At 71.9% G+C, this 23,906-nt stretch carries 20 protein-coding genes; 11 read left to right on the top strand and 9 right to left on the bottom strand.

All coding sequences use genetic code 11. The annotated features are described in order from the left end of the window. Positions 1 to 8: 8 nt before the first annotated feature. The gene (locus ACF1ED_RS29525; protein WP_391765561.1) at positions 9 to 383 is read right to left on the bottom strand and encodes a cyclophilin-like fold protein; all 375 of its coding nucleotides are present in this window, start codon (positions 381 to 383) and stop codon (positions 9 to 11) included. Positions 384 to 586: 203 nt separating this feature from the next. On the opposite strand from ACF1ED_RS29525, the gene ACF1ED_RS29520 reads away from it, so the two are divergent. The 4 genes from ACF1ED_RS29520 (at position 587) to ACF1ED_RS29505 (ending at position 8,568) form a co-directional block, all read left to right on the top strand. Then, positions 587 to 2,104, top strand: coding sequence for a cytochrome ubiquinol oxidase subunit I (locus ACF1ED_RS29520; RefSeq protein ID WP_391765559.1), 1,518 nt, complete (start codon positions 587 to 589; stop codon positions 2,102 to 2,104). An 18-nt stretch (positions 2,105 to 2,122) separates the two neighbouring features. Further along, on the top strand, positions 2,123 to 3,124 hold the full coding sequence (gene cydB, locus ACF1ED_RS29515; RefSeq protein ID WP_391765557.1) for a cytochrome d ubiquinol oxidase subunit II: 1,002 nt from the start codon (positions 2,123 to 2,125) through the stop codon (positions 3,122 to 3,124). Between the two features lie 81 nt (positions 3,125 to 3,205). Continuing rightward, a complete protein-coding gene (cydD, locus tag ACF1ED_RS29510) occupies positions 3,206 to 6,832 on the top strand; it encodes a thiol reductant ABC exporter subunit CydD (RefSeq protein WP_391765555.1) in 3,627 nt (1,208 codons plus the stop codon). A gap of 20 nt (positions 6,833 to 6,852) precedes the next feature. Beyond that, positions 6,853 to 8,568: a GAF domain-containing sensor histidine kinase gene (locus ACF1ED_RS29505; protein WP_391765553.1), complete on the top strand. Its 1,716-nt coding sequence runs from the start codon at positions 6,853 to 6,855 to the stop codon at positions 8,566 to 8,568. Positions 8,569 to 8,595: 27 nt separating this feature from the next. On the opposite strand, the gene ACF1ED_RS29500 is transcribed toward ACF1ED_RS29505, so the two are convergent. Next, a complete protein-coding gene (locus ACF1ED_RS29500; protein WP_391765551.1) occupies positions 8,596 to 9,471 on the bottom strand; it encodes a Cof-type HAD-IIB family hydrolase in 876 nt (291 codons plus the stop codon). A 381-nt stretch (positions 9,472 to 9,852) separates the two neighbouring features. Between ACF1ED_RS29500 and ACF1ED_RS29495 the strand changes: the two genes are divergently transcribed. Further along, positions 9,853 to 10,755: an LLM class flavin-dependent oxidoreductase gene (locus ACF1ED_RS29495; protein WP_391765549.1), complete on the top strand. Its 903-nt coding sequence runs from the start codon at positions 9,853 to 9,855 to the stop codon at positions 10,753 to 10,755. Positions 10,756 to 10,780: 25 nt separating this feature from the next. Here the strand turns inward: ACF1ED_RS29495 and ACF1ED_RS29490 are convergent, their stop codons facing one another. The 5 genes from ACF1ED_RS29490 to ACF1ED_RS29470 all read right to left on the bottom strand — a co-directional run bounded on the left by ACF1ED_RS29490 (position 10,781) and on the right by ACF1ED_RS29470 (position 15,706). Continuing rightward, the gene (locus ACF1ED_RS29490) at positions 10,781 to 11,233 is read right to left on the bottom strand and encodes a hypothetical protein (RefSeq protein ID WP_391765547.1); all 453 of its coding nucleotides are present in this window, start codon (positions 11,231 to 11,233) and stop codon (positions 10,781 to 10,783) included. A gap of 143 nt (positions 11,234 to 11,376) precedes the next feature. After that, positions 11,377 to 11,919: an RNA 2'-phosphotransferase gene (locus ACF1ED_RS29485; RefSeq protein WP_391765545.1), complete on the bottom strand. Its 543-nt coding sequence runs from the start codon at positions 11,917 to 11,919 to the stop codon at positions 11,377 to 11,379. Positions 11,920 to 12,015: 96 nt separating this feature from the next. Beyond that, positions 12,016 to 12,939 (bottom strand): MerR family transcriptional regulator, encoded by a 924-nt coding sequence (locus ACF1ED_RS29480; RefSeq protein ID WP_391765543.1) that lies wholly within the window; start codon positions 12,937 to 12,939, stop codon positions 12,016 to 12,018. A gap of 122 nt (positions 12,940 to 13,061) precedes the next feature. Further along, entirely contained in the window at positions 13,062 to 14,861 is a 1,800-nt protein-coding gene (locus tag ACF1ED_RS29475; RefSeq protein WP_391765541.1) for an SDR family oxidoreductase, read from the bottom strand. Beyond that, on the bottom strand, positions 14,861 to 15,706 hold the full coding sequence (locus ACF1ED_RS29470) for a M24 family metallopeptidase (protein ID WP_391765539.1): 846 nt from the start codon (positions 15,704 to 15,706) through the stop codon (positions 14,861 to 14,863). Before ACF1ED_RS29470 ends, ACF1ED_RS29475 begins: the two co-directional genes overlap by 1 nt. 251 nt (positions 15,707 to 15,957) lie before the next feature. On the opposite strand from ACF1ED_RS29470, the gene ACF1ED_RS29465 reads away from it, so the two are divergent. From ACF1ED_RS29465 to ACF1ED_RS29450, 4 genes are read left to right on the top strand one after another with little or no spacing between them, the layout of a single operon-like run. Further along, the gene (locus tag ACF1ED_RS29465; RefSeq protein ID WP_391765616.1) at positions 15,958 to 16,923 is read left to right on the top strand and encodes an ABC transporter ATP-binding protein; all 966 of its coding nucleotides are present in this window, start codon (positions 15,958 to 15,960) and stop codon (positions 16,921 to 16,923) included. Further along, entirely contained in the window at positions 16,920 to 17,822 is a 903-nt protein-coding gene (locus tag ACF1ED_RS29460) for an ABC transporter permease (protein WP_391765537.1), read from the top strand. The genes ACF1ED_RS29465 and ACF1ED_RS29460 overlap by 4 nt, the downstream gene beginning before the upstream one ends. After that, positions 17,819 to 18,730: an ABC transporter ATP-binding protein gene (locus ACF1ED_RS29455; protein ID WP_391765535.1), complete on the top strand. Its 912-nt coding sequence runs from the start codon at positions 17,819 to 17,821 to the stop codon at positions 18,728 to 18,730. Before ACF1ED_RS29460 ends, ACF1ED_RS29455 begins: the two co-directional genes overlap by 4 nt. A gap of 16 nt (positions 18,731 to 18,746) precedes the next feature. After that, complete coding sequence (locus ACF1ED_RS29450) at positions 18,747 to 19,466, top strand: ABC transporter permease (RefSeq protein WP_391765533.1); 720 nt, start codon at positions 18,747 to 18,749, stop codon at positions 19,464 to 19,466. A gap of 52 nt (positions 19,467 to 19,518) precedes the next feature. Here ACF1ED_RS29450 and ACF1ED_RS29445 read toward each other — a convergent pair whose 3' ends face one another. Further along, positions 19,519 to 20,790 carry a CynX/NimT family MFS transporter gene (locus ACF1ED_RS29445; protein ID WP_391765531.1) on the bottom strand — a complete coding sequence of 424 codons (1,272 nt, stop codon included), beginning with the start codon at positions 20,788 to 20,790 and terminating at the stop codon, positions 19,519 to 19,521. Continuing rightward, positions 20,787 to 21,503, bottom strand: a complete 717-nt coding sequence (locus ACF1ED_RS29440; RefSeq protein WP_391765529.1) for a FadR/GntR family transcriptional regulator — start codon at positions 21,501 to 21,503, stop codon at positions 20,787 to 20,789. Before ACF1ED_RS29440 ends, ACF1ED_RS29445 begins: the two co-directional genes overlap by 4 nt. Positions 21,504 to 21,673: 170 nt before the next feature. Here ACF1ED_RS29440 and lpdA point away from each other — a divergent pair, with 170 nt between their 5' ends. Both lpdA and ACF1ED_RS29430 read left to right on the top strand, forming a co-directional pair. Next, positions 21,674 to 23,077, top strand: a complete 1,404-nt coding sequence (gene lpdA, locus ACF1ED_RS29435) for a dihydrolipoyl dehydrogenase (RefSeq protein ID WP_391765527.1) — start codon at positions 21,674 to 21,676, stop codon at positions 23,075 to 23,077. 107 nt (positions 23,078 to 23,184) lie between these two features. Then, the gene (locus ACF1ED_RS29430; RefSeq protein ID WP_391765525.1) at positions 23,185 to 23,814 is read left to right on the top strand and encodes a rhomboid-like protein; all 630 of its coding nucleotides are present in this window, start codon (positions 23,185 to 23,187) and stop codon (positions 23,812 to 23,814) included. Positions 23,815 to 23,906 lie beyond the last annotated feature (92 nt).

Here is a 23,906-nt window from a genome sequence, read left to right as displayed (position 1 = left end):
CGTACTTCTCAGACCAGTTCCACGCGGATCGGGTCGCCGTCGCGGACGGTGGCCAGGATCCGCGGGTCGTCGTCGAGCGAGCCCAGCAGATTGCACGGGCTCGCCAGTCGGCATTCCCCGTCCCGTGAGATTGGGGTGGGCCCGTAGGGGAGGGCGAGGGCGTCGCCGTCGGTCCAGAAGGCCACGGTGCCGGGGTCGACGACCTGGCGCGCCCCGTCCTCGCGCGGGACGGAGACCGGAGTGTCGAAGTAGACCTCCTCGCCCCAGGTGCGGGCGGTGGAGACGATCGGCAGGGCCCGCAGGAGCGCGCTGCTCGTGGGGGTCTCGTCGAGGGTGGCCGTGGTGTGTCCGGCCGGCCAGATCATGCGTATCCGAAGGCTCATGCCCGGGATTCAACAATATGTTGAAGGCCCTGGGAAGGTGTGACCTTCGGTACAGCCCCCCGCTCTCCAGTACGGATTTCGTATGAGTCATAATGCTTGTGAATGTGAACGCGTTCACAAGCGTGCCCCTGTTCGTCCCGTAATGACAGGGATCAAAGGGGCAAACTGCCGATGTGACCACGGCGATGTAAGGAGAAGACGACGTGGACCTAGCTCTGGCGCCGGAGACCTTGGCGCGCTGGCAGTTCGGCATCACCACCGTCTACCACTTTCTCTTCGTCCCGCTGACGATCTCCCTCGCCGCACTCACCGCCGGTCTCCAGACCGCCTGGGTCCGGACCGAGAAGGAGAAGTACCTCAGGGCGACGAAGTTCTGGGGGAAGCTCTTCCTCATCAACATCGCGATGGGCGTCGTCACCGGCATCGTGCAGGAGTTCCAATTCGGCATGAACTGGTCGGACTACTCCCGCTTCGTCGGCGACGTCTTCGGCGCCCCGCTCGCCTTCGAGGCGCTCATCGCCTTCTTCTTCGAGTCCACCTTCATCGGGCTGTGGATCTTCGGCTGGGACAAGCTGCCGAAGAGGATCCACCTCGCCTGCATCTGGATGGTGTCGATCGGCACCATCCTCTCGGCGTACTTCATCCTGGCCGCCAACTCCTGGATGCAGCACCCGGTGGGCTACCGCATCAACGAGGACCGAGGCCAGGGCGCCCGGGCCGAGCTCACCGACTTCTGGGCGGTGCTCACCCAGAACACCGCGCTCACCCAGTTCTTCCACACCATGACGGCCGCCTTCCTCGTCGGCGGCGCCTTCATGGTCGGCATCTCCGCCTTCCACCTGGCCCGCAAGCGGCACGTCCCGGTGATGCGTACCTCGCTGCGACTCGGCCTGATCACCCTGATCATCGCCGGCCTCGGCACCGCCATCAGCGGCGACATGCTCGGCAAGGTCATGTTCAAGCAGCAGCCGATGAAGATGGCCGCCGCCGAGGCGCTGTGGGACGGCGAGGCACCCGCCCCCTTCTCGATCTTCGCCTACGGCGACGTCGAGAAGGGCCACAACAAGGTCGCCGTCGAGATCCCCGGGATACTGTCCTACCTCGCCAACGGCGACTTCGACTCGTACGTCCCCGGCATCAACGACATCAACAAGGCCGAGCAGGAGAAGTACGGGCCCGGCGACTACCGACCCAACATCCCGGTCGCCTACTGGGGCTTCCGCTGGATGATCGGCTTCGGCATGGCCTCGCTCACCCTCGGGATGATCGGGCTCTGGCTGACCCGCAAGAAGTTCATGCTCGCCCCCGGACTGAGGACCGGTGAGGACGAAGTGCCGAACCTCGTCCTCTTCAAGAACAAGGCGCTCAGCCCGAAGATCGGCAAGTGGTACTGGATCGTGGCCCTCTGGACCATGCTCTTCCCGCTGATCGCCAACTCCTGGGGCTGGATCTTCACCGAGATGGGCCGCCAGCCCTGGGTGGTCTACGGCGTGATGAAGACCAGCGCCGCCGTCTCCCCCGGCACCTCCCAGGGCGAGGTGCTCACCTCGATGATCGTCTTCACCACGCTCTACGCGATCCTCGCCGTCATCGAGGTCAAGCTCCTCGTGAAGTACGTGAAGGCCGGCCCGCCCGAGCTCACCGACGACGACCTCAACCCGCCCACCAGGATCGGCGGGGACACCCGCGACCCCGACCGGCCCATGGCCTTCTCGTACTGAGGCTCAGGAGATCGAGGCATGGAACTCCACGACGTCTGGTTCGTACTCATCGCCGTCCTCTGGACCGGCTACTTCTTCCTGGAGGGGTTCGACTTCGGGGTCGGCGTCCTCACCAAGCTGCTGGCCCGGAACCGGCCCGAGAAGCGGGTCCTGATCAACACCATCGGGCCCGTCTGGGACGGCAACGAGGTGTGGCTGCTGACCGCCGGCGGCGCGACCTTCGCCGCCTTCCCCGAGTGGTACGCCACCCTCTTCTCCGGCTTCTACCTGCCGCTGCTGGTCATCCTGGTCTGCCTCATCGTCCGCGGTGTCGCCTTCGAGTACCGCGCCAAGCGGCCCGAGGAGAACTGGCAGCGCAACTGGGAACAGGCCATCTTCTGGACCTCGCTGATCCCCGCGTTCCTGTGGGGCGTGGCCTTCGGCAACATCGTCGGGGGCGTGAAGATCGACGGCGACATGGAGTACGTCGGCACCTTCTGGGACCTGCTCAACCCGTACGCGATCCTCGGCGGACTGGTCACCCTCGCCCTCTTCACCTTCCACGGGGCGGTCTTCGTCTCCCTCAAGACGGTCGGCGACATCCGGGCCCGGGCCCGCGCGCTCGCGGTGCGGCTGGGCCTGGTCACGGCGGTCCTCGCGGTCGGCTTCCTGCTCTGGACCCAGGTCGACTCGGGTGACGGCTGGAGCCTCGCGGCGATGCTGATCGCGGCGGTCTCGCTGGTCGGCGCGATCGGCGCGATCAAGGCGGGACGCGAGGGCTGGTCGTTCGCGCTCTCGGGGGTGACGATCGCCGCCGCGGTCGCCATGCTGTTCCTGGCGCTCTTCCCGAACGTCATGCCGTCCTCGCTCGACCCCGCGTGGAGCCTGACGGTGACCAACGCGTCGTCGAGCCCGTACACGCTCAAGATCATGACGTGGTGCGCGGCCGTCGCCACGCCGCTGGTCCTGCTCTACCAGGGCTGGACCTACTGGGTGTTCCGCAAGCGGATCGGCACCCAGCACATCGCCGACGCCCACTAGGGCACGCGCCGGCACCTGCCAGGGCCGTCGTCGCCCGGGCCCTCACCAGCCCGGGCGCTCATCCAGAGGGGCATGTTTCACGTGAAACCGATCGACCCGCGTCTGCTCCGGTACGCCCGGGCGACCCGCTTCTTCCTCGTCGCGGTCGTCGTACTCGGCCTGGCCGGGGCGGTGCTGGTGATCGCCCAGGCGATGCTCATCGCCGAGATCGTGGTGGGGGCCTTCCAGAAGGGCCTCCCGGTTTCCGACCTGGCCACTCCCCTGCTGCTGCTCGCCGGGGTCGCGGTGGCACGGGGCCTGGTCTCCTGGCTGACCGAACTCGCCGCCCACCGGGCGAGCGCGGCGGTCAAGTCCGAACTCCGCGGCCGGCTCCTCGACCGCGCCACCGCCCTCGGGCCCGGCTGGCTCGGCGGGCAGCGCACCGGCTCGCTCATCGCGCTCGCCACCCGGGGCGTGGACGCGCTCGACGACTACTTCGCCCGCTACCTGCCCCAGCTGGGCCTCGCCGTCGTCGTCCCGCTGGCGGTCCTCGCGCGGATCGTCACCGAGGACTGGGTCTCGGCCGCGATCATCGTCGTCACCCTCCCGCTCATCCCGCTCTTCATGATCCTGATCGGCTGGTACACCCAGGCCCGGATGGACCGGCAGTGGAAACTGCTCTCCCGGCTCTCCGGCCACTTCCTCGACGTCGTCGCCGGACTGCCCACCCTCAAGGTCTTCGGCCGGGCCAAGGCCCAGGCCGCCTCGATCCGCGCCATCACCGCCGACTACCGGCGGGCGACCATGCGCACGCTGCGGATCGCCTTCCTGTCGTCCTTCGCCCTCGAACTGCTCTCCACGCTGTCGGTGGCGCTCGTCGCGGTCACCATCGGCATGCGGCTCGTGCACGGCACCCTCGACCTCTACACCGGACTCGTCATCCTGGTCCTCGCCCCCGAGGCCTACCTGCCGCTGCGCCAGGTCGGCGCGCAGTTCCACGCGGCGGCGGAGGGACTGGCAGCGGCCGAGGAGATCTTCGGGGTCCTGGAGACCCCGGTGCGCGGCGGCGGTACGCGGGCGGTGCCGGCCGACGTGCGACTGGAGCTGGACCGGGTGACGGTCCGCCACCCGGGGCGCGCCGCGCCCTCGCTGGACTCGGCGAGCCTCACCGTGGAGCCGGGGGAGACCGTGGCCCTGGTCGGGCCGAGCGGCGTGGGGAAGTCGACCCTGCTCGACGTCGTCCTCGGCTTCACGGAGCCGGAGGCGGGCGGAGCCGTACGGGTCGGGGGCGCGGACCTGGCGGAGCTGGACCTGGCCGCCTGGCGGGAGCGGATCGCGTGGGTGCCGCAGCGGCCGTACCTCTTCGCCGGGACGATCGCCGAGAACGTGCGGCTCGCCCGGCCGACGGCCGGTGACGAGGAGGTGCGGGCGGCGCTGCGGGAGGCCGGTGCGGACTCCTTCGTGGACCGGCTGCCCGAGGGCGCCGCGACCGTGCTCGGCGAGGACGGGGCGGGGCTGTCGGCCGGTCAGCGGCAGCGGCTCGCGCTCGCCCGGGCCTTCCTCGCGGACCGGCCGCTGCTGCTGCTCGACGAGCCGACGGCGGCGCTGGACGGGGAGACGGAGGCGGGGATCGTCGAAGCGGTGCGGCGGCTCGCCCGCGGCCGGACGGTGCTGCTGGTGGTGCACCGGCCGGCGTTGCTGGCCGTCGCGGACCGGGTGGTGACGATCGGGACGGCGGCTGCGCCGGCTGCCGTGCCGGAGGACGTATCGGCGGAGGGCGTGACGACGGAGGACGCGAGCACGGAGGCGACGGCGGAGGACGTGCCCGAGGGCGGGGCCGCCGGGACCGCGGAGGCCGGTGGCGGGTCCGCCGGCGGGGCGCGCCCCGCCGCTCCGGGCCGCGCGGAGGAGGGGCCCGGATCCGGTGCGGCGGAGGGGCACGGCGTACTCGCCCGGGTCCGGGGGATGGCCGGGGAGCTCAAGGGGCGGATGGCGCTCGCGCTGCTGCTCGGGAGCCTGGCGCTCGGCTCGGCCGTGGGGCTCATGGCCGTGTCCGGTTGGCTCATCTCGCGGGCCTCGGAGCACCCTCCCGTGCTGCACCTGATGGTCGCCGTGACCGCCACCCGGGCCTTCGGCATCGGGCGGGCCGTCTTCCGGTACGCCGAGCGGCTGGTCTCGCACGACGCCGTGCTGCGGATGCTCGCCGAACTGCGGGTCTCCGTCTACGCCCGGCTGGAGCGGATCGCCCCCGCCGGACTGCGCCGCACCCGGCGCGGCGACCTGCTCGCCCGGCTCGTCCACGACGTCGACGCCCTCCAGGACTACTGGCTGCGCTGGCTCCTCCCGGCCGGCGCCGCGCTCCTCGTCGGGCTCGGATCGGTCGGCTTCACCGCCTGGCTGCTGCCCGAGGCGGGCGCCGTGCTCGCGGTGGGCCTCCTCGTGGCGGGCGTGCTCGTACCGCCGCTGGGCGCCGCGCTGGCCCGGCGGGCAGAGCGCCGGCTCGCCCCGGCGCGCGGGACGCTCGCGACCGCCGTGGCCGATCCGCTGCGCGGCTGCGCCGAGCTGACCGTGGCAGGAGCGCTGCGGGACCGGCTCGACCGGGCGCGGGCCGCCGACCGCACCCTCACCGGCATCGCCTCCCGGCAGTCCGCGGCGGCCGCGCTGGGCGCCGGGCTGTCGGCGGTGGTGTGCGGCCTGACCGTGGTGGCCGCGGCCTGGGTCGGCGTGCAGGCCGTCCGGGACGGCCGGCTCGACGGGGTCGCCCTCGCGGTCGTCGTCCTCACCCCGCTCGCGGCCTTCGAGGCCGTGACCGGGCTGCCGCTGGCCGTCCAGTACCGGCAGCGGGTCAAGCACAGCGCGGAGCGGGTCTTCGAGGTGCTGGACGCGCCCGTGCCCGTCCACGAGCCGGCCGTGCCCGCCGCTCCCCCGGCCGGGCCGTTCCCGCTGGAACTGGCGGGGATCGGGGCCCGGTACGCCGGGCAGGAGCGCCCTGCGCTCGACGGTTTCTCGCTTACCCTGGACGCCGGGCGGCGGGTCGCTGTGGTCGGCGCCTCCGGCTCCGGCAAGACCACGCTCGCCCAGGTGCTGCTGCGGTTCCTGGACGCGGAGACCGGTACGTACCGGCTCGGCGGGGTGCCCGCCCGGGAGCTCGACGGCGACGACGTACGCCGTTTCGTCGGGCTCTGCGCGCAGGACGCGCACCTCTTCGACAGCTCCCTCCGGGAGAACCTGCGGCTGGCCCGCACCGACGCGAGCGACGAGCGGCTGCGCGAGGCGCTGCGCCGGGCGCGGCTCCTCGACTGGGTGGACGGCCTGCCCGACGGGCTCGACACCCTGGTGGGCGAGCACGGCTCGAAGCTCTCCGGCGGCCAGCGGCAGCGGCTCGCGCTGGCCCGCGCGCTCCTCGCCGACTTCCCGGTCCTCGTCCTCGACGAGCCGGCCGAGCACCTGGACCTGGCCACCGCCGACGCGCTCACCGACGACCTGTTGCGCGCCACCGAGGGGCGTACCACCGTCCTCATCACCCACCGGCTGCACGGGCTCGACGCGGTCGACGAGGTGGTGGTCCTGGACGGCGGCCGGACCGTGCAGCGCGGACCGTACGCCGAGCTCGCCGCCGAGGACGGGCCGCTGCGGCGGATGCTGGAGCAGGAGCGGGCCACCGATCTCCTCCTCGGCGGAGTCGCGGCGAACGCCACCGTCGACCGTCCGACTTTTCTCTCTAAATAGGACTAACTAGGCTCAGGTCCATGACCGCCGCCGCCACGCCCGATTCCCCGGACCCCCTGGTCGCCGCCACCGAGGCCACCCGCAGTCTCCAGGGGCTGTCCACGGAGCTGACCGCCCGCGTGCCGCAGCTGCTGGAGGCGATGCGGTCGGTGGGCACCGGGCTGGAACTCCACACCACCCTCGACCGGATCTGCGAGACGGCCGCCGAGCTGGCGGGCGCCCGCTACGCGGCCATCGGGGTCGTCGACGACGAGGGGAAGGGGCTCTCCGACTTCGTCACCCACGGCGTCGGCGAGGACGTGGCCCGCCGCATCGGGCGCCTGCCCGACGGGCACGCCGGGCTGCTCGGCGCGCTCATCCGAGAGCCCCGGACGATCCGGCTCGCCGACCTCTCCGCCGACCCGCGCTCGGCCGGCTTCCCGCCCGGCCACCCGGTCATGCGGTCCTTCCTCGGCGTCCCCATCCGGGTCCAGGGCGAGATCTTCGGCAATCTCTACCTCGCGGAGAAGCGGAGCGGCGAGGAGTTCAACGACTACGACGAGCACATGGTCCGGGTCCTCGCCACCGAGGCGGGCATCGCGATCGGCAACGCCCGCCTCTACGAGGCCGCGCGCCAGCGCGAGCGCTGGATCGACGGCTCGGTCGCCGTCACCACCGCCCTGCTCTCGGGCGGCGACGCCGACGACGCCCTCGCCGTCGTGGCCGAACAGGCCCGGCGGCTCGCCGACGCGGACGCCGGGATCGTGCTGCTGCCGGCCGAAGACGGCGGCCTGGAGATCGTCGCCGTGTCCTCGGCCCGGTCCACCCGGTCCCTCGGCATGGTGATCCCGCCCGAGAGCCGGGTCGTGGAGCTGCTCCTGGAGGGCGAGGCGGTCTTCGTCCAGGACGCCTCCTCCGACCCGCGCATGATCAGCCGGCTGACCTCCGTCTACGGGCCGAGCATGCTGCTGCCGCTGCAGAGCGGCGGTCGCGTCCTGGGCGCGCTCGCGATGCCCCGGGCCCGGGGCGCCCGTCCCTTCTCGGAGGCCGAGCGGACCCTCGCCACCCAGTTCGCCTCGCAGGCCGCGCTCGCGCTGATGATGGCCGAGGCGCAGCGCGACCGGGAACGGCTCGCGGTCTTCGAGGACCGCGACCGGATCGCCCGCGACCTGCACGACCTCGTCATCCAGCGGCTGTTCGCCACCGGGATGATGCTGGAGAGCGCCCAGCGGAAGGCGGTCGTGCCGGCCGTCCAGGAGGGCGTCGGCAAGGCCGTGGAGGAGCTGGACGTCACCATCCAGGAGATCCGCACGGCGATCTTCGCGCTCCAGCAGGGTCCGGCGGAGGCGCCGTCGGGGCTGCGCACGCGCGTGCTGAGGGAGATCAACATGGCGGCGGTGCCGCTCGGCTTCAAGCCCGCGCACCGCTTCCTCGGCGCGATCGACGCCACCGTGGGCGAGCTGACCGGCAAGAACCTGATCGCCGCGCTCCGCGAGGCGCTCTCCAACGCCTTCCGGCACGCGTCGGCGGGCCGCATCGAGGTCGTCGTCGACGCGACCGTGACCCTGCCGGACGGTTCGCCCGGCGTACGGCTCACGGTCGCGGACGACGGCGTGGGCCTGCCCGAGGGCGGCCGCCGCAGCGGACTGCGCAACCTCGCCCGCCGCGCCGAGTCCCTCGGCGGCGCGAGCTGGTGCGGCCCGGGCCTCGCCGAAGACGGCGGCGGCACGTCGGTGGTGTGGGAGGCGCCGCTCTAGGCCGGTCCGGCCGGCGGGGGCTCTTCTCTAGCGGGGGCTCTTCTCCGCGGCCGCTTCGGCCGCCGCTTCGGCGACGAGCTGTTCGATGACGACGGCGACGCCGTCGTCGTTGTTGCCGACGGTGCGGCCCGAGGCGGCGGCGACCACCTCGGGGTGGGCGTTGCCCATCGCGTACGAACGGCCTGCCCAGCTCAGCATCTCGATGTCGTTCGGCATGTCGCCGAAGGCCACCACCTCGTCGGGCGTGATGCCGCGCTCGGCGCAGCAGAGGGCGAGCGTGGAGGCCTTGGAGACGCCGAGGGCGCTGATCTCGATGAGCGCGGTGGGGCTGGAGCGGGTGAAGGAGGCGAGGTCGCCGGCGGCCTCGCGGGCCGTCGCCAGGAAGGCGTCCGGGTCGAGTCCGGGGTGCTGGGCGAGCAGCTTGAGGACGGGGGCGGCGGTGCCGGGTGCCTCCTCGTACAGCAGCTTCTCGGCGGTGGCGACGGTGGCGCCGGGGTCGAGGTAGAAGGGCGGGTACTGCGGCTCGTAGTGGATGCCGGTGGTCAGCTCGACGGCGAAGCTGGTGCCGGGGGCGGCGGTCCGCAGGGCCCGTACGACGTCGAGGGCGACGGGCCGGGCCAGCGGGCGGACCTCCACGAAGGTGCCGCCCGCGTGCAGGTCCACGACGGCCGCGCCGTTGGCGCAGATGGCGAGGCCGTGGCCGTGGACGTGGGCGCTGACGACGTCCATCCAGCGGGCCGGGCGGCCGGTGACGAAGAAGACCTCGATCCCCGCCCGCTCGGCAGCGGCGAGGGCGGCGACGGTCCGCTCGGAGACGGACTTGTCGTCACGCAGGAGGGTGCCGTCGAGGTCGGTGGCGACGAGACGGGCGGCGGGCCGGGAGGACGGGCGGGGAGAGGTCACCTTCTTATGGTGCCGCACCCGACGCACGGGCGTGCGGGTCCCCGCACATTTGAGTGGGTCACGTCATGAGGGGCCGTACGAGGGCTTCGCGTCGTGAGGGCCGGTCACGTCGTGAGGGCTCGTACGGGGCCTCGGCGAGGGCTCGCCGGCCGGCGGGGAGGCGGACGCCGCCGTCGGTGTGGAGGTCGGGGGCGGGGTTACGGGCGGAGCTACCGGTGGGGACGGGCTGTGGGCGAGGCGGGGCCGGGGACGAGGCGGGGCTGTCGGCACGGCCGGGCTGTGGACGAGGCCGGGCTGTCGGTGGGTGAGCCGGCTTGCGGCAGGGCGGGGCTCTGCCGCTGCCGGAGGGAGGACTCCCGCGCGCCGACGTACGCTCGGGGCATGAGTCTGCGTCTGAGCACCGTGATCCTGCCTGTCGACCGTTGGCACGAGGGCGGACGCGCCACGTGGCAGCGCGCCGAGGAGCTCGGCTTCCACACCGCGTACACCTACGACCACCTGTCCTGGCGCACCTTCCGGGACGGCCCGTGGTTCGGTGCTCTGCCCACCCTCACCGCCGCCGCGACCGCCACGGACCGGCTGCGCCTGGGCACCCTCGTCACCTCGCCCAACTTCCGGCACCCGGTGACGCTGGCCAAGGAGCTGATCTCGCTCGACGACATCTCCGGCGGCCGGATCACCCTCGGCATCGGCGCCGGCGGCAACGGTTTCGACGCCACCGCGCTCGGCCAGGAGGCGTGGACGCCGAAGGAACGGGCCGACCGGTTCGCCGAGTTCGTGCCGCTGCTCGACCGGCTGCTCACCGAGGACGCCGTGACGGAGAGCGGCACTTTCTATTCGGCCGACGGGGCCCGGAACATCCCCGGCTGCGTGCAGCGCCCCCGGCTGCCCTTCGCGGTGGCGGCTACCGGCCCGCGCGGCATGCGGCTCGCCGCCCGCCACGGGCAGGCGTGGGTGACGACCGGTGACCCCAAGCTGTACGAGTCGGGCACGGCGGCCCAGTCGGTGGACGCCCTGCGCGGGCAGATCGAGCGGCTCGGCAAGGCGTGTGCGGAGACCGGCCGGGACGTGGCCGAGCTCGACAAGATCCTGCTCACCAGCTTCACCCCGGAGAAGAACGCGGTGCTCTCCTCCCTGGAGGGTTTCGTGGACTTCGCCGGCACCCACCGCGACCTCGGCTTCACCGAGATCGTGATCCACTGGCCGATCCAGGACTCGGTCTTCGCCGCCGACCTGGCCGTCTTCGAGACCATCGCCACGGAGGCCCTCGGACGCCTCGGCTGATCAGGTCGGCCGAAGAGGGGGCGGTTCAGCGGAAGCGGCTGCTCAGCCACGGGGTGAGCGTCATCGTCGGGATCAGCTCCTTGTAGGTCTCGCCGCCCGGCACGGGGACGATCAGCCACTGGCCGGGCGGGAAGAACCGTCCCTTCACGTGCGCCAGTCCGGTGTGGACCGCCCGGACGAAGCCGGGGACGGCGTCCCTCGGCACATCGGCGAACTCGACGCCGTCCACCGTGATCCGGGCGTCGTCCTCGGGATAGAGCTGTACGGAGAGGTACGGGGAGCCGCCGAGTTCGATGAAGGCCTCGTGCGGCAGCGAGCCGTCCTCGTCGAGCACACCGAAGGAGCCGGCGGACGTGCGGCGGGAGGTCTGGTCCGCGCCGATGTCGTCGGTGACCGTGATCTCCAGGCGGAACTCCTCGGCGAGCGCGCGGACGGCGCTGACGGCGGCCTGGGTACTGGGCAGGTGCGGAAGAACCATGTCCCGATCATGCCCCAGCCATGAGAAGGCCCTGCGGGAACGCCCTGGGGGAACGCTCTGCGGGAACGCCCCGCGAGGAGCCTCTGGAGAGAAGCCCCTGGAGGAGAGGCTCCCGGAGAGAGGCCCCGGCGCGCTTCCTCCGCTCAGCCCGGAAAGCGGATGAACTCCGGTGGTACGGCTCCGGTCAGCCAGACCCCGTTGGCGCTGACCCGGAATTCATGACCCGCCCGGTGCATCGCGCCCGCGTCCACGCTCAGCACCACCGGCCGGCCGCGCCGGGCCCCGACCCGGGTCGCCGTCTCGCGGTCGGGAGAGAGGTGCACGTCGTGGCGGGCCATGGGCCGCAGCCCCTCCGCCCGGATCGCGGGCAGCCGGTCCGCGACCGTACCGTGGAAGAGGTACGCGGGCGGTTCGGCGGCCGGCAGGTCCAGGTCGACGTCGATGGTGTGGCCCTGACTGGCGCGGATCCGGCCGCCTTCGACGGCGAACCGCTTCTTGTCGTTGGAGGCGACCACGTGGTCCAGCTCCGCGCGGCTGATCGGGAAGCCGTGGGAGGCCGCGGCGGCGAGCAGGGCGTCGATCCCGGTCCAGCCGTGCGCGTCCAGGACCAGGCCGATCCGCTCGGGCTGGTGCCGCAGATGCTTCGACAGGTACTTCGACACCCGTACCGTTCGGCGTTCGTCCATCGTTCTTCCCCCTCCAGGTTTGATCCACAGCCAACATGGGTTATCCACAGGCCAGTTGGTGATTCTGTGGACAACGACCCAGGGAAATCAAATGGTTTATTGAACTCTATGGGAATTGAGGGCATTTGCCGTCAATGCGTCCAATGTCCTTTTGTTGATCTCGCGTTCGGCCGCCGCCGTCATGAAGGCCGCGACGGCCTCCGGGCCGACGAGCGCCTGTACGGCCCTGATCGTGTCCGCCGGGATCTGCACCGGGCGCGGCTCGTCGCCCTGCGTCGGCGGGGCGTCGGGGGAGAGGTGGATCTGGAGGTGACGGGTCGCCAGAACCTGCATGGCCCTGGCGAGTTCGGCGTCGACGGTCTGCTGGGCGAGCGGACGGAGCCGCCGCACCATCGTCGCCGCCTCGGCCGCGTCGGAGTCCGTCGGAGGCCGGTTCTCCAGATAGCGGGAGAAGACGTGCTCGGTGGTGAACTCCAGGAAACGCACCGCTATGTGCTCGACCTGTTCCCGAAGTTCCCGCAGATGACCGGTGATCGCCGACAGGGGGACCCCCGCCGCGTGCAACTCGACGGCCACCGCCAGCTCCTGGGGGCTGGGCACCAGGTACTCCTCGGTGCCCCCGCCCGGGATCCTCTCCAGGACGCCCAGCTCGACCGCCTCCCGGACGGCGTCCTCGTCCGGGGCGCCGCCGAAGCGGGCGTCGAGCTCCGCGCGGCTGATCCGGGCCGCCTCCTCGTCCGTCCACGGACCCTGGACCTCCGCGACGAGCCCGAGCACCCCGCCGAGCCCCCGGCCGGTGTCCCACGCGTCGAGGAGCTCCTTGATCGAAGCCAGCGTGTAGCCGCGGTCCAGCAGATCGGCGATCTGCCGCAACCTGGCCAGATGGCTGTCGCCGTACACGTTCGACCTGCCCCGCCGCTCCGGACGGGGCAGCAGGCCGCGGTCCTGGTAGGCACGGATCGTCCGGACCGTGGCCCCGCTGTGATGGGCCAGATCCTCGATCCGGTACTCCGGTCGCACTGCTGACTGCTCGGACAAAACCGCTCCCACCGGACGATCGCTCCACCCCGCGCGGGGCCCCTCCTGCGAGGGATCGTACGGCCGTCCGCCCGGCCCCCGGCCCCGGGCGGACGGCCGGGCCGCTACGCCGGCGGCTGCCAGCGGGCCAGGGCGCGCAGCGCGCCCGGGGCCAGCCGGGAGAGAGCGTGGGCGCCCCGCGCCTCCGGGGTGACCGGCACGACCGCCCGGTCGTGCAGCACGGCGCCCAGGATCGCGTCCGCGACCTTCTCCGGCGGGTAGTTGCGCAGCCCGTACATCCGCGAGGCCTTCCGCTGCCGCCGCTTCTCCTCCGCCGCGTCCGTGACCCCGGCGAAGCGGGCGGTCGCGGTGATGTTGGTGTTGACGATGCCGGGGCAGATCGCGCTCACCCCGATCGACCGGCCCGCCAGTTCGGCCCGCAGGCACTCGCTGAGCATCAGCACCGCCGCCTTCGAGGTGCTGTACGCCGGAAGCGCCCGGGAGGGCTGGAAGGCGGCGGCCGAGGCGGTGTTGACGATGTGGCCGCCCTGGCCGCGCGCCACCATCTGCGCCCCGAATATCCGGCATCCGTGGATCACGCCCCACAGGTTGACGTCCAGGACCCGCTTCCACTCCTCGCTGGTGGTCTCGAAGAAGGAGCCGGTGAGGCCGATGCCCGCGTTGTTGACGAGGACGTCGACGATTCCGTACTCCTCGGCCACCTTGGCGGCCAGCTTCTCCATCGCCTGCTCGTCGGAGACGTCCACCGCCTCGCCCCAGGCCTCCGGGGCGCCGATCAGCCGGGCCATCTCCGCCGTCCGGGCCGCGCCCTCGGCGTCCCGGTCCACCGCGACGACCCGGGCCCCGGACTCCGCGAAGGCGAAGGCGGTGGCCCGCCCGATGCCACTGGCGGCGCCGGTGACCAGCACCAGCTGGCCGCCGAACCGCTCCGCGTACTCGGGCCGCACCCCGCTCTTCGCCGCCGACTCCGCCACCGGCCGGGGAGCCCGCGTCTCCGGCTCCTCGTGGGTGCGGACGAAGTCCGTGATCCACGAGGCCAGCTGGTCGGGGCGGGTGCGGGGCACCCAGTGCTTCGCCGGCAGACTGCGCCGGGTCAGGTCCGGCACCCAGGACGCCAGGTCGTCGTAGAGCCGCTCGGAGAGGAAGGCGTCCCCGGTCGGGGTGATCAGCTGCACGGGCACGTGCGCGAAGGCGTCGGGCCGGGGCCGGGAGAGGCGCGCCCGGACGTTGTCCCGGTAGAGCCAGGCGCCGTGGGCCGCGTCGCCGGGCAGCGAGGGCGTCGGGTAGTCGCCGGCCGGGACCTTCTCCATCCGCTCCAGGAGCTTCGGCCAGCGCTTGCCGAGCGGGCCGCGCCAGGCCAGCTCGGGCAGCACCGGGGTGTGCAGCATGTACACGTACCAGGACTTGGCGCCCTGGCCGAGGAGCTGCCCGACCCGGCGCGGGGTGGGCCGGGCCATCCGGCTCTTGATCCAGTGCCCGAAGTGGTCGAGCGAGGGGCCCGACATGGAGGTGAAGGAGGCGATCCGTCCCTCGGTGCGCGGCACCGTGACGAACTCCCACGACTGCACCGAACCCCAGTCGTGCCCGACGAGGTGGACCGGCCGGTCCGGGCTGACCGCGTCGGCGACGGCCAGGAAGTCGTCGGTCAGCTTCTCCAGGGTGAAGCCGCCGCGCAGCGGCGCCGGCGCCGTCGAACGCCCGTGGCCCCGCACGTCGTACAGCACGACGTGGAACTCCCCGGCGAGCCGCACCGCGACCTCGGACCACACCTCCTTCGAGTCCGGGTAACCGTGCACGAGCAGTACCGTCGGCCGGTCGGCGTCGCCGAGCTCGGCGACACACAGCTCGATCCCGCCCGTCCGGACCCGGCGCTCCCGCGCCCCCTCGAGTCCCGCGCCCGCCATCACACCGCTCCTTCGTTCCACCGCCGCACGTGCGGCAGGTCGTCGTCCAGCCAGAACGCGCTCTGCTCGGGGTCCCGGGAGTCGGTGACGACCAGGATCTCCTCGAACTTCGCGCCCGTCCCCCGGAAACCGAGGTGCGGCTCGACCGCCCAGAGGCCCGGAGTGGGCGGGTGGTCGGAGAACTTGTACGGAGACCAGAGCGGCGACCAGCCGTCCCGGTGCCCGTGCACGGCATCGCTCAGCAGCCCCTTGAGGGACTGGGCGCCGAAGCCGAACAGGGTGGGGGCGAACCGCCGCTCCTTCACCCGGTCGATCTTGTGGGCGATCACGCCGAACGGATAGGCCCGGTGCCGGTTGGCGTACCCCTGGCGGACCATGAGCCGGTCCACGTCCTCGTATATCTCGCGCAGGCTGCGGCGCTCGCGCACCTCGCGGAGGATCAGCTCGCGGTGCTCGCGCAGATCGGCGAGGAGCTTGTCGTGCAGCGGGTTGAGCCCGAGGCAGCCGCTGTAGCCGATGTCGGCCGTGTACCCCTTGTACACGGGCGCCATGTCGAGGATGAAGGGCATCCCCGCCTCCAGGCGCTTGTCGGTGGGGAAGAACTGCAGCGGGATCTTGAAGTCGACGAAGGCGGTGCGGTCGCCGAACCAGGCGAACGGACGGTGGAACCAGTCCTTCACCCCCCGCTCGTACAGCCACTCGCGCTGCATCCGCGCCGCCTCGCGCTCGGTCACGCCGGGCCTGAGCTGCGCCGCGACCGCTTCCGCGCAGGCGTAGGAGAGCTGCTGCACTTCCCTGAACCCCCGCAGTTCCGCGGTCAGTTCGCTTGCCACTGCTGAGGTCATGCCACCCGCCGTCCCGGTGTGAGCGTCCGATCGCGCTACGCGTCCGTAACTTGACACCGATGAATGTGACAATGCTCGGCGGCTACGTCAAGGGGTGTGCACGACCGCCTGTGGAAAACTCCCCCCGGCCGGGACCCGAACGACTTTCGTCTCGACCTTCCCCCGGGATCCGTACTCCCGAAGTCGGAGAGGGATCGAGCCGTAGGGCTGACGACCACCGTGGCACGCGCCACTACCTTCGGAATGTGACTGTGATCGCCACCGAAAGCCTCAGCAAGCGGTTCCCCCGGGTGACCGCTCTCGACCGGCTCTCCCTGGACATCGGGCCCGGTGTGACCGGACTGGTGGGTGCCAACGGAGCCGGCAAGTCCACGATGATCAAGATCCTGCTCGGGCTCTCCCCCGCCACGGAGGGCCGTGCCGAGGTCCTGGGCCTCGACGTCTCGACGCACGGACCCGAGATCCGAGAGCGCGTCGGGTACATGCCCGAGCACGACTGCCTCCCGCCGGACGTCTCGGCCACCGAGTTCGTCGTCCACATGGCGCGGATGTCCGGCCTGCCGCCGACCGCCGCCCGCGAGCGGACGGCCGACACCCTGCGCCACGTCGGTCTGTACGAGGAGCGCTACCGCCCCATCGGCGGCTACTCGACCGGCATGAAGCAGCGGGTGAAGCTGGCCCAGGCCCTGGTCCACGACCCCAAGCTGGTCCTGCTCGACGAGCCGACCAACGGCCTCGACCCGGTCGGCCGGGACGAGATGCTCGGCCTGATCCGCCGGGTCTGGACCGACTTCGGCATCTCCGTGCTCGTCACCTCCCACCTCCTCGGCGAGCTGGAGCGGACCTGCGACCACGTCGTCGTCATCGACGGCGGGAAGCTGCTGCGGTCCAGCTCCACCAGCGACTTCACCCGCACCACCACGACCCTCGCGGTCGAGGTCACCGACTCCGACGTCCACCCGGACGGCGCCGGCTCCCTGCGCGCGGCCCTCGCCGCCGCCGGCGTCACCCTCCACGCGGGCGTGGAGGAGGGCCTGCCCGGCGCCGGTCACATCCTGCTCCTGGAGGCCCCTGGCGAGGAGACGTACGACCTGGTGCGCGACACCGTCGCCGACCTCGGCCTCGGCCTGGTCCGCATGGAACAGCGACGCCACCACATCGCCGAGGTCTTCCGTCCCGAGGCCGCCGAGCAGCACGAGGAGGTCAAGGCCCGATGAGCAACCCCGCCCCCGAGGCCGCCCCCGACACCACCCGGATCCACAACATCGGATACCGGTCCTACGACGGCCCCCGGCTCGGCCGCTCCTACGCCCGCCGCTCGCTCTTCTCGCAGTCCCTGCGCGGGGCGTACGGCCTGGGCCGCAGCGCCAAGTCGAAGGTGCTGCCGATGCTGCTCTTCGGCGTCATGTGCGCCCCGGCGCTGATCATCGTCGCCATCTCGGTGTACACCAAGGCCGACAAGCTCTTCGTCGAGTACACCCAGTACGCGGTCCTCCTCCAGCTCGTCATCGCCGTCTACCTGGCCTCCCAGGCGCCCCAGTCGGTCTCCCGCGACCTCAGGTTCCGGACGGTCCCGCTGTACTTCTCCCGCCCCATCGAGCGGGTCGACTACGTGCTGGCCAAGTACGGGGCGATGGCCTCGGCGCTCTTCGTCCTCACCGCCTCCCCCCTGCTGATCCTGTGGATCGGCTCGATGCTGGCCAAGATGGACTTCGCCGAGCAGGCCAAGCTGTTCGGGCAGGGCCTCGTCTCCGTCGCGGTCCTCTCGGTGCTCTTCGGCGGCATCGGCCTGGTCATGGCCGCGCTCACCCCGCGCCGGGGCTTCGGCGTCGCCGCCGTGATCGCCGTCCTCACCATCACCTACGGCGCGGTCTCCACCCTCCAGGGCATCTCCTACGCCACCGAGAACACCGACGCCATCGCCTGGCTCGGCCTCTTCTCCCCCATCACCCTCGTCATCGGCCTGCAGAACGCCTTCCTCGGCGCGCCCGCCTCCTTCCCCGGCGAGGTGCCGGTCGGAGCCGGGACCGGCGCGGTCTACCTCGTGGTGGTCCTCGGCCTCATCGCCGCCTGCTACGGCATCCTGATGGCCCGCTACCGGAAGGTCGGACTGTGAGCACCCTGCACATCGACCACGTCTCGCGCTGGTTCGGGAACGTCGTCGCCGTCAACGACATCACCATGTCGATCGGCCCCGGCGTGACCGGTCTCCTCGGCCCCAACGGCGCCGGGAAGTCCACCCTCATCAACATGATGGGTGGCTTCCTCGACCCCTCCACGGGCAAGGTGACCCTCGACGGCGAGCCGGTCTGGCGCAACGAGTCGGTCTACCGCTCCGTCGGCGTCGTCCCCGAGCGGGAGGCGATGTACGACTTCCTCACCGGCCGCGAGTTTGTGGTGGCCAACGCGGAGCTCCAGGGCCTCGGCGCGGCGGAGGCCCAGCGGGCCCTCGCCACCGTGGAGATGGAGTACGCGCAGGACCGGAAGATCGCCACGTACAGCAAGGGCATGCGGCAGCGCGTGAAGATGGCCTCGGCCCTCGTCCACGAGCCGTCGGTGTTGCTGCTGGACGAGCCGTTCAACGGCATGGACCCGCGCCAGCGGATGCAGCTCATGGAGCTGCTGCGCCGGATGGGCGCCGAGGGCCGTACGGTCCTGTTCTCCTCGCACATCCTGGAGGAGGTCGAGCAGCTCGCCTCCCACATCGAGGTGATCGTCGCCGGCCGGCACGCCGCCTCCGGGGACTTCCGCCGGATCCGCCGCCTCATGACCGACCGGCCGCACCGCTACCTGGTCCGCTCCAGCGACGACCGGGAGCTCGCCGCCGCGCTGATCGCCGACCCGTCGACGGCCGGCATCGAGGTCGACGCGGTCGACGGCGGACTGCGGATCCAGGCCGTCGACTTCGGCCGGTTCACCGAGCTGCTGCCGAAGGTCGCGCGGGAGCGGGGCATCCGGCTGCTGACGGTCTCGCCCTCCGACGAGTCCCTCGAATCCGTCTTCTCGTATCTCGTCGCGGCCTGAAAGGAGCACGACCCCGATGTACGACCCCACGGTCGCCCGGCTCACCTACCGGGCCCTCCTCGGCCGCCGCCGGGCGGCGATCCTCTTCCTCCTGCCCGGTCTGCTCCTGATCATCGCCGCGGCCGTCCGGGCCATCAACGGCGCGGACGACCAGGTCGCGGCCGACCTCCTCGGCGGCTTCGCGCTCGCCACCATGGTCCCGCTGATCGGCGTCATCGCCGGCACGGGCGCGATCGGCCCGGAGATCGACGACGGCTCCATCGTCTACCTGCTCTCCAAGCCGGTGAAGAGGCCGACGATCATCGTCACCAAGCTGATCGTGGCCATCGCCGTGACCATGGTCTTCTCGGCCGTGCCCACGCTGATCGCCGGCTTCATCCTGAACGGCAACGGACAGCAGGTCGCCGTCGCCTACATGGTGGCGGCGCTGGTCGCCTCCATCGCCTACAGCGCGCTCTTCCTGCTGCTGGGCACGATCAGCCGGCACGCCGTGGTGATCGGCCTCGTCTACGCCCTGGTCTGGGAGGCGCTCTTCGGCTCCCTGATCGCCGGCGCCCGCACCCTCAGCGTCCAGCAGTGGGCCCTCGCCCTGGCCGAGAAGGTCACCGGCGAGGGGCTGATCAGTTCGGACGTGGCCCTGCCGACGGCGACGGTGCTCCTGGTCGCCGTCACCCTCGGCGCCACCTGGTTCGCCGGCCACAAGCTGCGCACCCTGACGCTGGCCGGCGAGGAGTAGGCACCCGGGCGGTCCGCCTGACGGCCCGCCGGTCGGACCGCGGGCCGGACCGTCAGACGGTACGGTCGCGGGCGGCGAGCAGTCCGACACCCGCGGCCGCCGCGCAGACACCGAGCACCAGCGCGATCGGCAGCGTCCAGGACCCGGTCGCCTGGTGCAGGGCACCGGCCGCGAGCGGACCGGCGGCGGCCATCAGATAGCCGACCGTCTGCGCCATCCCGGAGAGCCGGGCGGCCGTCGGGGCGTCCCCGGTCCGCAGCACGATCAGGGTCAGGGCGAGCCCCAGGGCCCCGCCCTGACCGATGCCGAGGACCGCCGACCAGAGCCAGGCGCCCTCGGCCGGGGCGACGAGCAGTCCGGCGTAACCGGCCGCGACCATCACCGTCACCAGCACCACCAGCGGGCGCTGGCTGCGCCTGCGGCCCGCCAGCAGCGGCACCACGAAGGCCCCGGCGATCTGGATCAGGTTGTTGAAGGCGAAGACCACCCCGGCCTCGGAGCGGCTCATCCCGTGGTCGGTGAAGATCGTCGGCATCCAGGCGATCAGCACGTACGACCACAGCGACTGCAGGCCCATGAAGAGGGTCACCTGCCAGGCGAGCGCCGAGCGCCACACGCGCGTGGGAGCGGCGCCGGCGGCCGGGACGGTCCGCACCTCGTGACCGGTGCGGCCCCGGGCGATCAGCACCTGCGGCAGCCACCCCACCGCCGCCACGACGGCGAGCAGCGACCAGAAGCCGAGCGAACCCTGCCAGCCCCCGCCGAGCGCGTCCTCCAGGGGGACGGCGGCCGCCGCGGCGAGCGTGGCGCCGGCGACCATGGCCCCCGTGTAGACGGAGGTCATCGTGGCGGCCCGGTCCGGGAAGTCCCGCTTGATCAGCCCCGGCATCAGCACGTTGAGCAGGGCGATCGCGGTGCCCACGAGGACCCCGCCGCCGTATATCGCCAGGACCGACGGCAGCAGGCGCACCAGGATGCCGACGGCGAGCAGCAGCAGCGCGGCGAGGACCGTCCGCTCGGCGCCGAAGCGGCGGCCCAGCCAGGGCGCGACCAGCGCGCCGAGGCCCAGGAAGAGCACCGGGATCGAGGTGATGAGGGAGCCGGCCGTCGAGGAGAGGCCGAAGCTCCCGGCGATCTCGCCGACCAGCGGGGCCACGCTCGCCAGCGCCACCCGCATGTTGAGCGAGGCGAGGACGATGCCGACGAGCAGCAGCACCGGATGGGCGAGCAGCGCCCGCCGCGCGGCCGCCCCCGCCGCCGAAGGGCGTACGTCGGCCTCGGCGTCGACCAGCACGCGCGCGGGGCCCGTCTCCGTACCCCTCACGACCGCGCCCCGCCGTCCGGGCCGGCCGCGCCGGGCCGCTGGTCCAGCAGCGCCGCCACCGTCTCCGCCGGTATCCGCAGCAGCTCGCGGGCCTGGCGTTCGGCGGCGTCCGCGTCGCCCGCCTCGACGGCCGCGACCAGGGCCTCGTGGGCGTCGATGTCGACCGGCGGCATCGCGCGGTCGCCGAGCGCCTCGACCAGCACCTCGTGGACCTGCGTCGAGAAGAAGCGGTAGACCTCGATGAAGGCGGCGTTGTGGGTGGCGCCGACCACGGCGAGGTGGAAGGCCAGGTCCGCGTCGGCGTCCCGGTCGCCCTCCTCCCGCAGGGTGGTCAGGGCGGCCCGCAGCCGCAGCAGGTCGTGGGTGCCCCGGCGCTCCGCCGCGAGCCGGGCCGCCTCCGCCTCCAGGGCGGCCCGCACCTCCAGGACGTCACGGGCGCCCGCGTGCCGGACCCCGTGCAGGACGGCGGCCGGGTCGGCGGTGGAGCGGACGAAGGTGCCGTTCCCCTGCCGCGACTCCAGGAGCCCGGCGTGGACGAGGACCCGGATCGCCTCGCGGACGGTGTTGCGGCCGACGCCGAGCTGCTGCGCGAGCTCGTGCTCGGTCGGGATGCGGTCGCCGACGGTCCACTCGCCCCCGGCGAGCTGCGCCCGCAGCTGCTCCACCGCGGAGTCCACCAGCGAGGTCCGCCCCGCCGCTCTCAGTGCCGCCATCCGTTCCGTACCTCCATGCCGTTCCGCATACCGTCCGATTCGCCCGGTTGCCCAGTCATCCTACAAGTAATCCACAGGAGTGCTCACAGTCACCGGGGCAGTGCCCGGTGTCCGGACTACTGTGGGCTCGTACGTGCACCGAACACCCTCATCACCTTCGGGAGTCAGTCATGTCAGACCGCTTCGACGTCGTCGTACTCGGAGCTGGCCCCGGCGGCTACGTCGCCGCCATCCGCGCCGCCCAGCTGGGCAAGCGGGTCGCGGTCGTCGAGGAGAAGTACTGGGGCGGTGTCTGCCTGAACGTCGGCTGCATCCCCACCAAGGCGCTGCTCCGCAACGCCGAACTGGCGCACATCTTCAACCACGAGGCCAAGACCTTCGGCATCAAGGTCGACGGCACGGTGACCTTCGACTACGGCGACGCCTACCGCCGCAGCCGCACGGTCGCGGACGGCCGCGTCAAGGGCGTCCACTTCCTGATGAAGAAGAACGGCATCACGGAGTTCGACGGCCGGGGCACCTTCCTCGACGCGAACACCCTCCAGGTGGCGAAGGCCGACGGCAGCACGCAGACGATCACCTTCGACAACTGCATCATCGCCACCGGCGCCACCCCGCGCCTGCTGCCCGGCACCGCCCTCAGCGACCGCGTCGTCTCCTACGAGCAGCAGATCCTCGCCGAGGACGCCCCGAAGTCGATCGTCATCGCCGGCGCCGGCGCCATCGGCATCGAGTTCGCGTACGTGCTGAACAACTACGGCACCAAGGTCACCATCGTCGAGTTCCTCGACCGGATGGCCCCGCTGGAGGACGAGGAGGTGTCGAAGGAGCTGGCGAAGCAGTACCGCAAGCTCGGCATCGACGTCCTCACCTCGACCCGCGTCGAGGCCATCGACGAGACCGGCCCGCAGGTCCGCGTCACCGTCACAGGCAAGGACGGCGCGAGCAAGGTCCTGGAGGCCGACAAGGTCCTCCAGGCCATCGGCTTCGCCCCGAACGTCTCCGGCTACGGCCTGGAGAACACCGGTGTCGCCCTCACCGAGCGCGGCGCGATCGACGTCGACGGCCGCTGCCGCACCTCGGTGCCGAACATCTTCGCCATCGGTGACGTCACCGCGAAGCTGATGCTCGCGCACACCGCCGAGGCCATGGGCGTCATCGCCGCCGAGACCATCGCGGACGCCGAGACCATGGAGCTCGACTACGCCATGATCCCGCGCGCGACCTACTGCCAGCCGCAGATCGCCAGCTTCGGCTACACCGAGGCGCAGGCCCGCGAGAAGGGCTACGACGTCAAGGTCGCCAAGTTCCCCTTCATGGCGAACGGCAAGGCGCACGGCCTCGGCGACTCCACCGGCTTCGTCAAGATCGTCGCCGACGCGAAGTACGGCGAGATCATCGGCGCCCACCTGATCGGCCCGGACGTCACCGAGCTGCTGCCCGAGCTGACCCTGGCGCAGCAGTGGGACCTCACCGTCCACGAGGTCGCGCGGAACGTCCACGCCCACCCGACCCTGGGCGAGGCCGTCAAGGAAGCGATCCACGGCATCGCCGGCCACATGATCAACTTCTGAGTCCCGCCTGGCCTCATAGGTTTCTCCTGGTCCCAGGTGATAGGCACTGAGAAGTGCCGAGCGAAACCTTCCCGGGTGGCGAACCCTCCCGACCGATCAGGTCGTGGGTGCGTTCGTCACCCGGTACGCATCTCTGGCTCGCGGTCATCGCGATCACCAGTCTGGTCCTCGCCCTCTCGCCCGACGGCTTCGATACCTATCTGCTGCACCGCAACAGCAGCAACCTCTACCAGCTCGCCCGCCACCCGGTCCGCGCCCTGCTCGGCAGCGCGTTCTGGATCCAGGACCCGGCCTCGCTGCTCTTCTACGCGGTCCTCTTCGAGCTGTTCCACGCGCCCGTGGAGCGCTGGCTGGGCACGGCGAAGTGGCTCTTCACCGTCGCCACGGCTCACATCGCCGCCACCCTCGTCAGCCAGCAGGTCGTCCTCCACGCGATCGCCCACCACGACGTCCCGCGCAGCATGGCGCACGTCGTCGACATCGGCGTGAGCTACGGGCTCGCCGCCTCCGTCGGCGTCCTCGCCTACCGGCTGCACGGAGTCCGGCGCGGGCTGTACCTCGCGGGGGCCGTCGCATTCTTCCTCGTCCCGCTGCTCGCGGACCGCACGTACACCGACCTCGGGCACGCGATCTCGCTGGCGATCGGTCTCGCCTGCTATCCGCTCACCCGGAACCCGGACGGCGGCGGGCCGCACGGAAAACCGTTCGCCCCCGAACGGCGCCCCGGCGCAAACTAGTTGTGCGGGGGACACGGGGGATCTCCCGAGGGGCGGCCGCTTCGAGCGCGCGGACCGCGGTCCGCGCGGGCCGCCCCTTTCTCGTACGCGGA

Source organism: Streptomyces sp. NPDC014656 (assembly GCF_043084305.1).
Classification (GTDB): domain Bacteria; phylum Actinomycetota; class Actinomycetes; order Streptomycetales; family Streptomycetaceae; genus Streptomyces.
This window is presented reverse-complemented; position numbering and strand designations above follow the sequence as displayed.

Excerpts from the sequence above, each read along its gene's own strand:
- ACF1ED_RS29475 (WP_391765541.1), bottom strand. The coding sequence starts at position 14,861 with ATGGCGGGCGCGGGACTCGAGGGGGCGCGGGAGCGCCGGGTCCGGACG.
- cydB (WP_391765557.1), top strand. The coding sequence starts at position 2,123 with ATGGAACTCCACGACGTCTGGTTCGTACTCATCGCCGTCCTCTGGACC.
- ACF1ED_RS29460 (WP_391765537.1), top strand. The coding sequence starts at position 16,920 with ATGAGCAACCCCGCCCCCGAGGCCGCCCCCGACACCACCCGGATCCAC.
- ACF1ED_RS29495 (WP_391765549.1), top strand. The coding sequence starts at position 9,853 with ATGAGTCTGCGTCTGAGCACCGTGATCCTGCCTGTCGACCGTTGGCAC.
- lpdA (WP_391765527.1), top strand. The coding sequence starts at position 21,674 with ATGTCAGACCGCTTCGACGTCGTCGTACTCGGAGCTGGCCCCGGCGGC.
- ACF1ED_RS29450 (WP_391765533.1), top strand. The coding sequence starts at position 18,747 with ATGTACGACCCCACGGTCGCCCGGCTCACCTACCGGGCCCTCCTCGGC.
- ACF1ED_RS29505 (WP_391765553.1), top strand. The coding sequence starts at position 6,853 with ATGACCGCCGCCGCCACGCCCGATTCCCCGGACCCCCTGGTCGCCGCC.
- ACF1ED_RS29525 (WP_391765561.1), bottom strand. The coding sequence starts at position 383 with ATGAGCCTTCGGATACGCATGATCTGGCCGGCCGGACACACCACGGCC.
- ACF1ED_RS29470 (WP_391765539.1), bottom strand. The coding sequence starts at position 15,706 with ATGACCTCAGCAGTGGCAAGCGAACTGACCGCGGAACTGCGGGGGTTC.
- ACF1ED_RS29485 (WP_391765545.1), bottom strand. The coding sequence starts at position 11,919 with ATGGACGAACGCCGAACGGTACGGGTGTCGAAGTACCTGTCGAAGCAT.
- ACF1ED_RS29440 (WP_391765529.1), bottom strand. The coding sequence starts at position 21,503 with ATGGCGGCACTGAGAGCGGCGGGGCGGACCTCGCTGGTGGACTCCGCG.
- ACF1ED_RS29490 (WP_391765547.1), bottom strand. The coding sequence starts at position 11,233 with ATGGTTCTTCCGCACCTGCCCAGTACCCAGGCCGCCGTCAGCGCCGTC.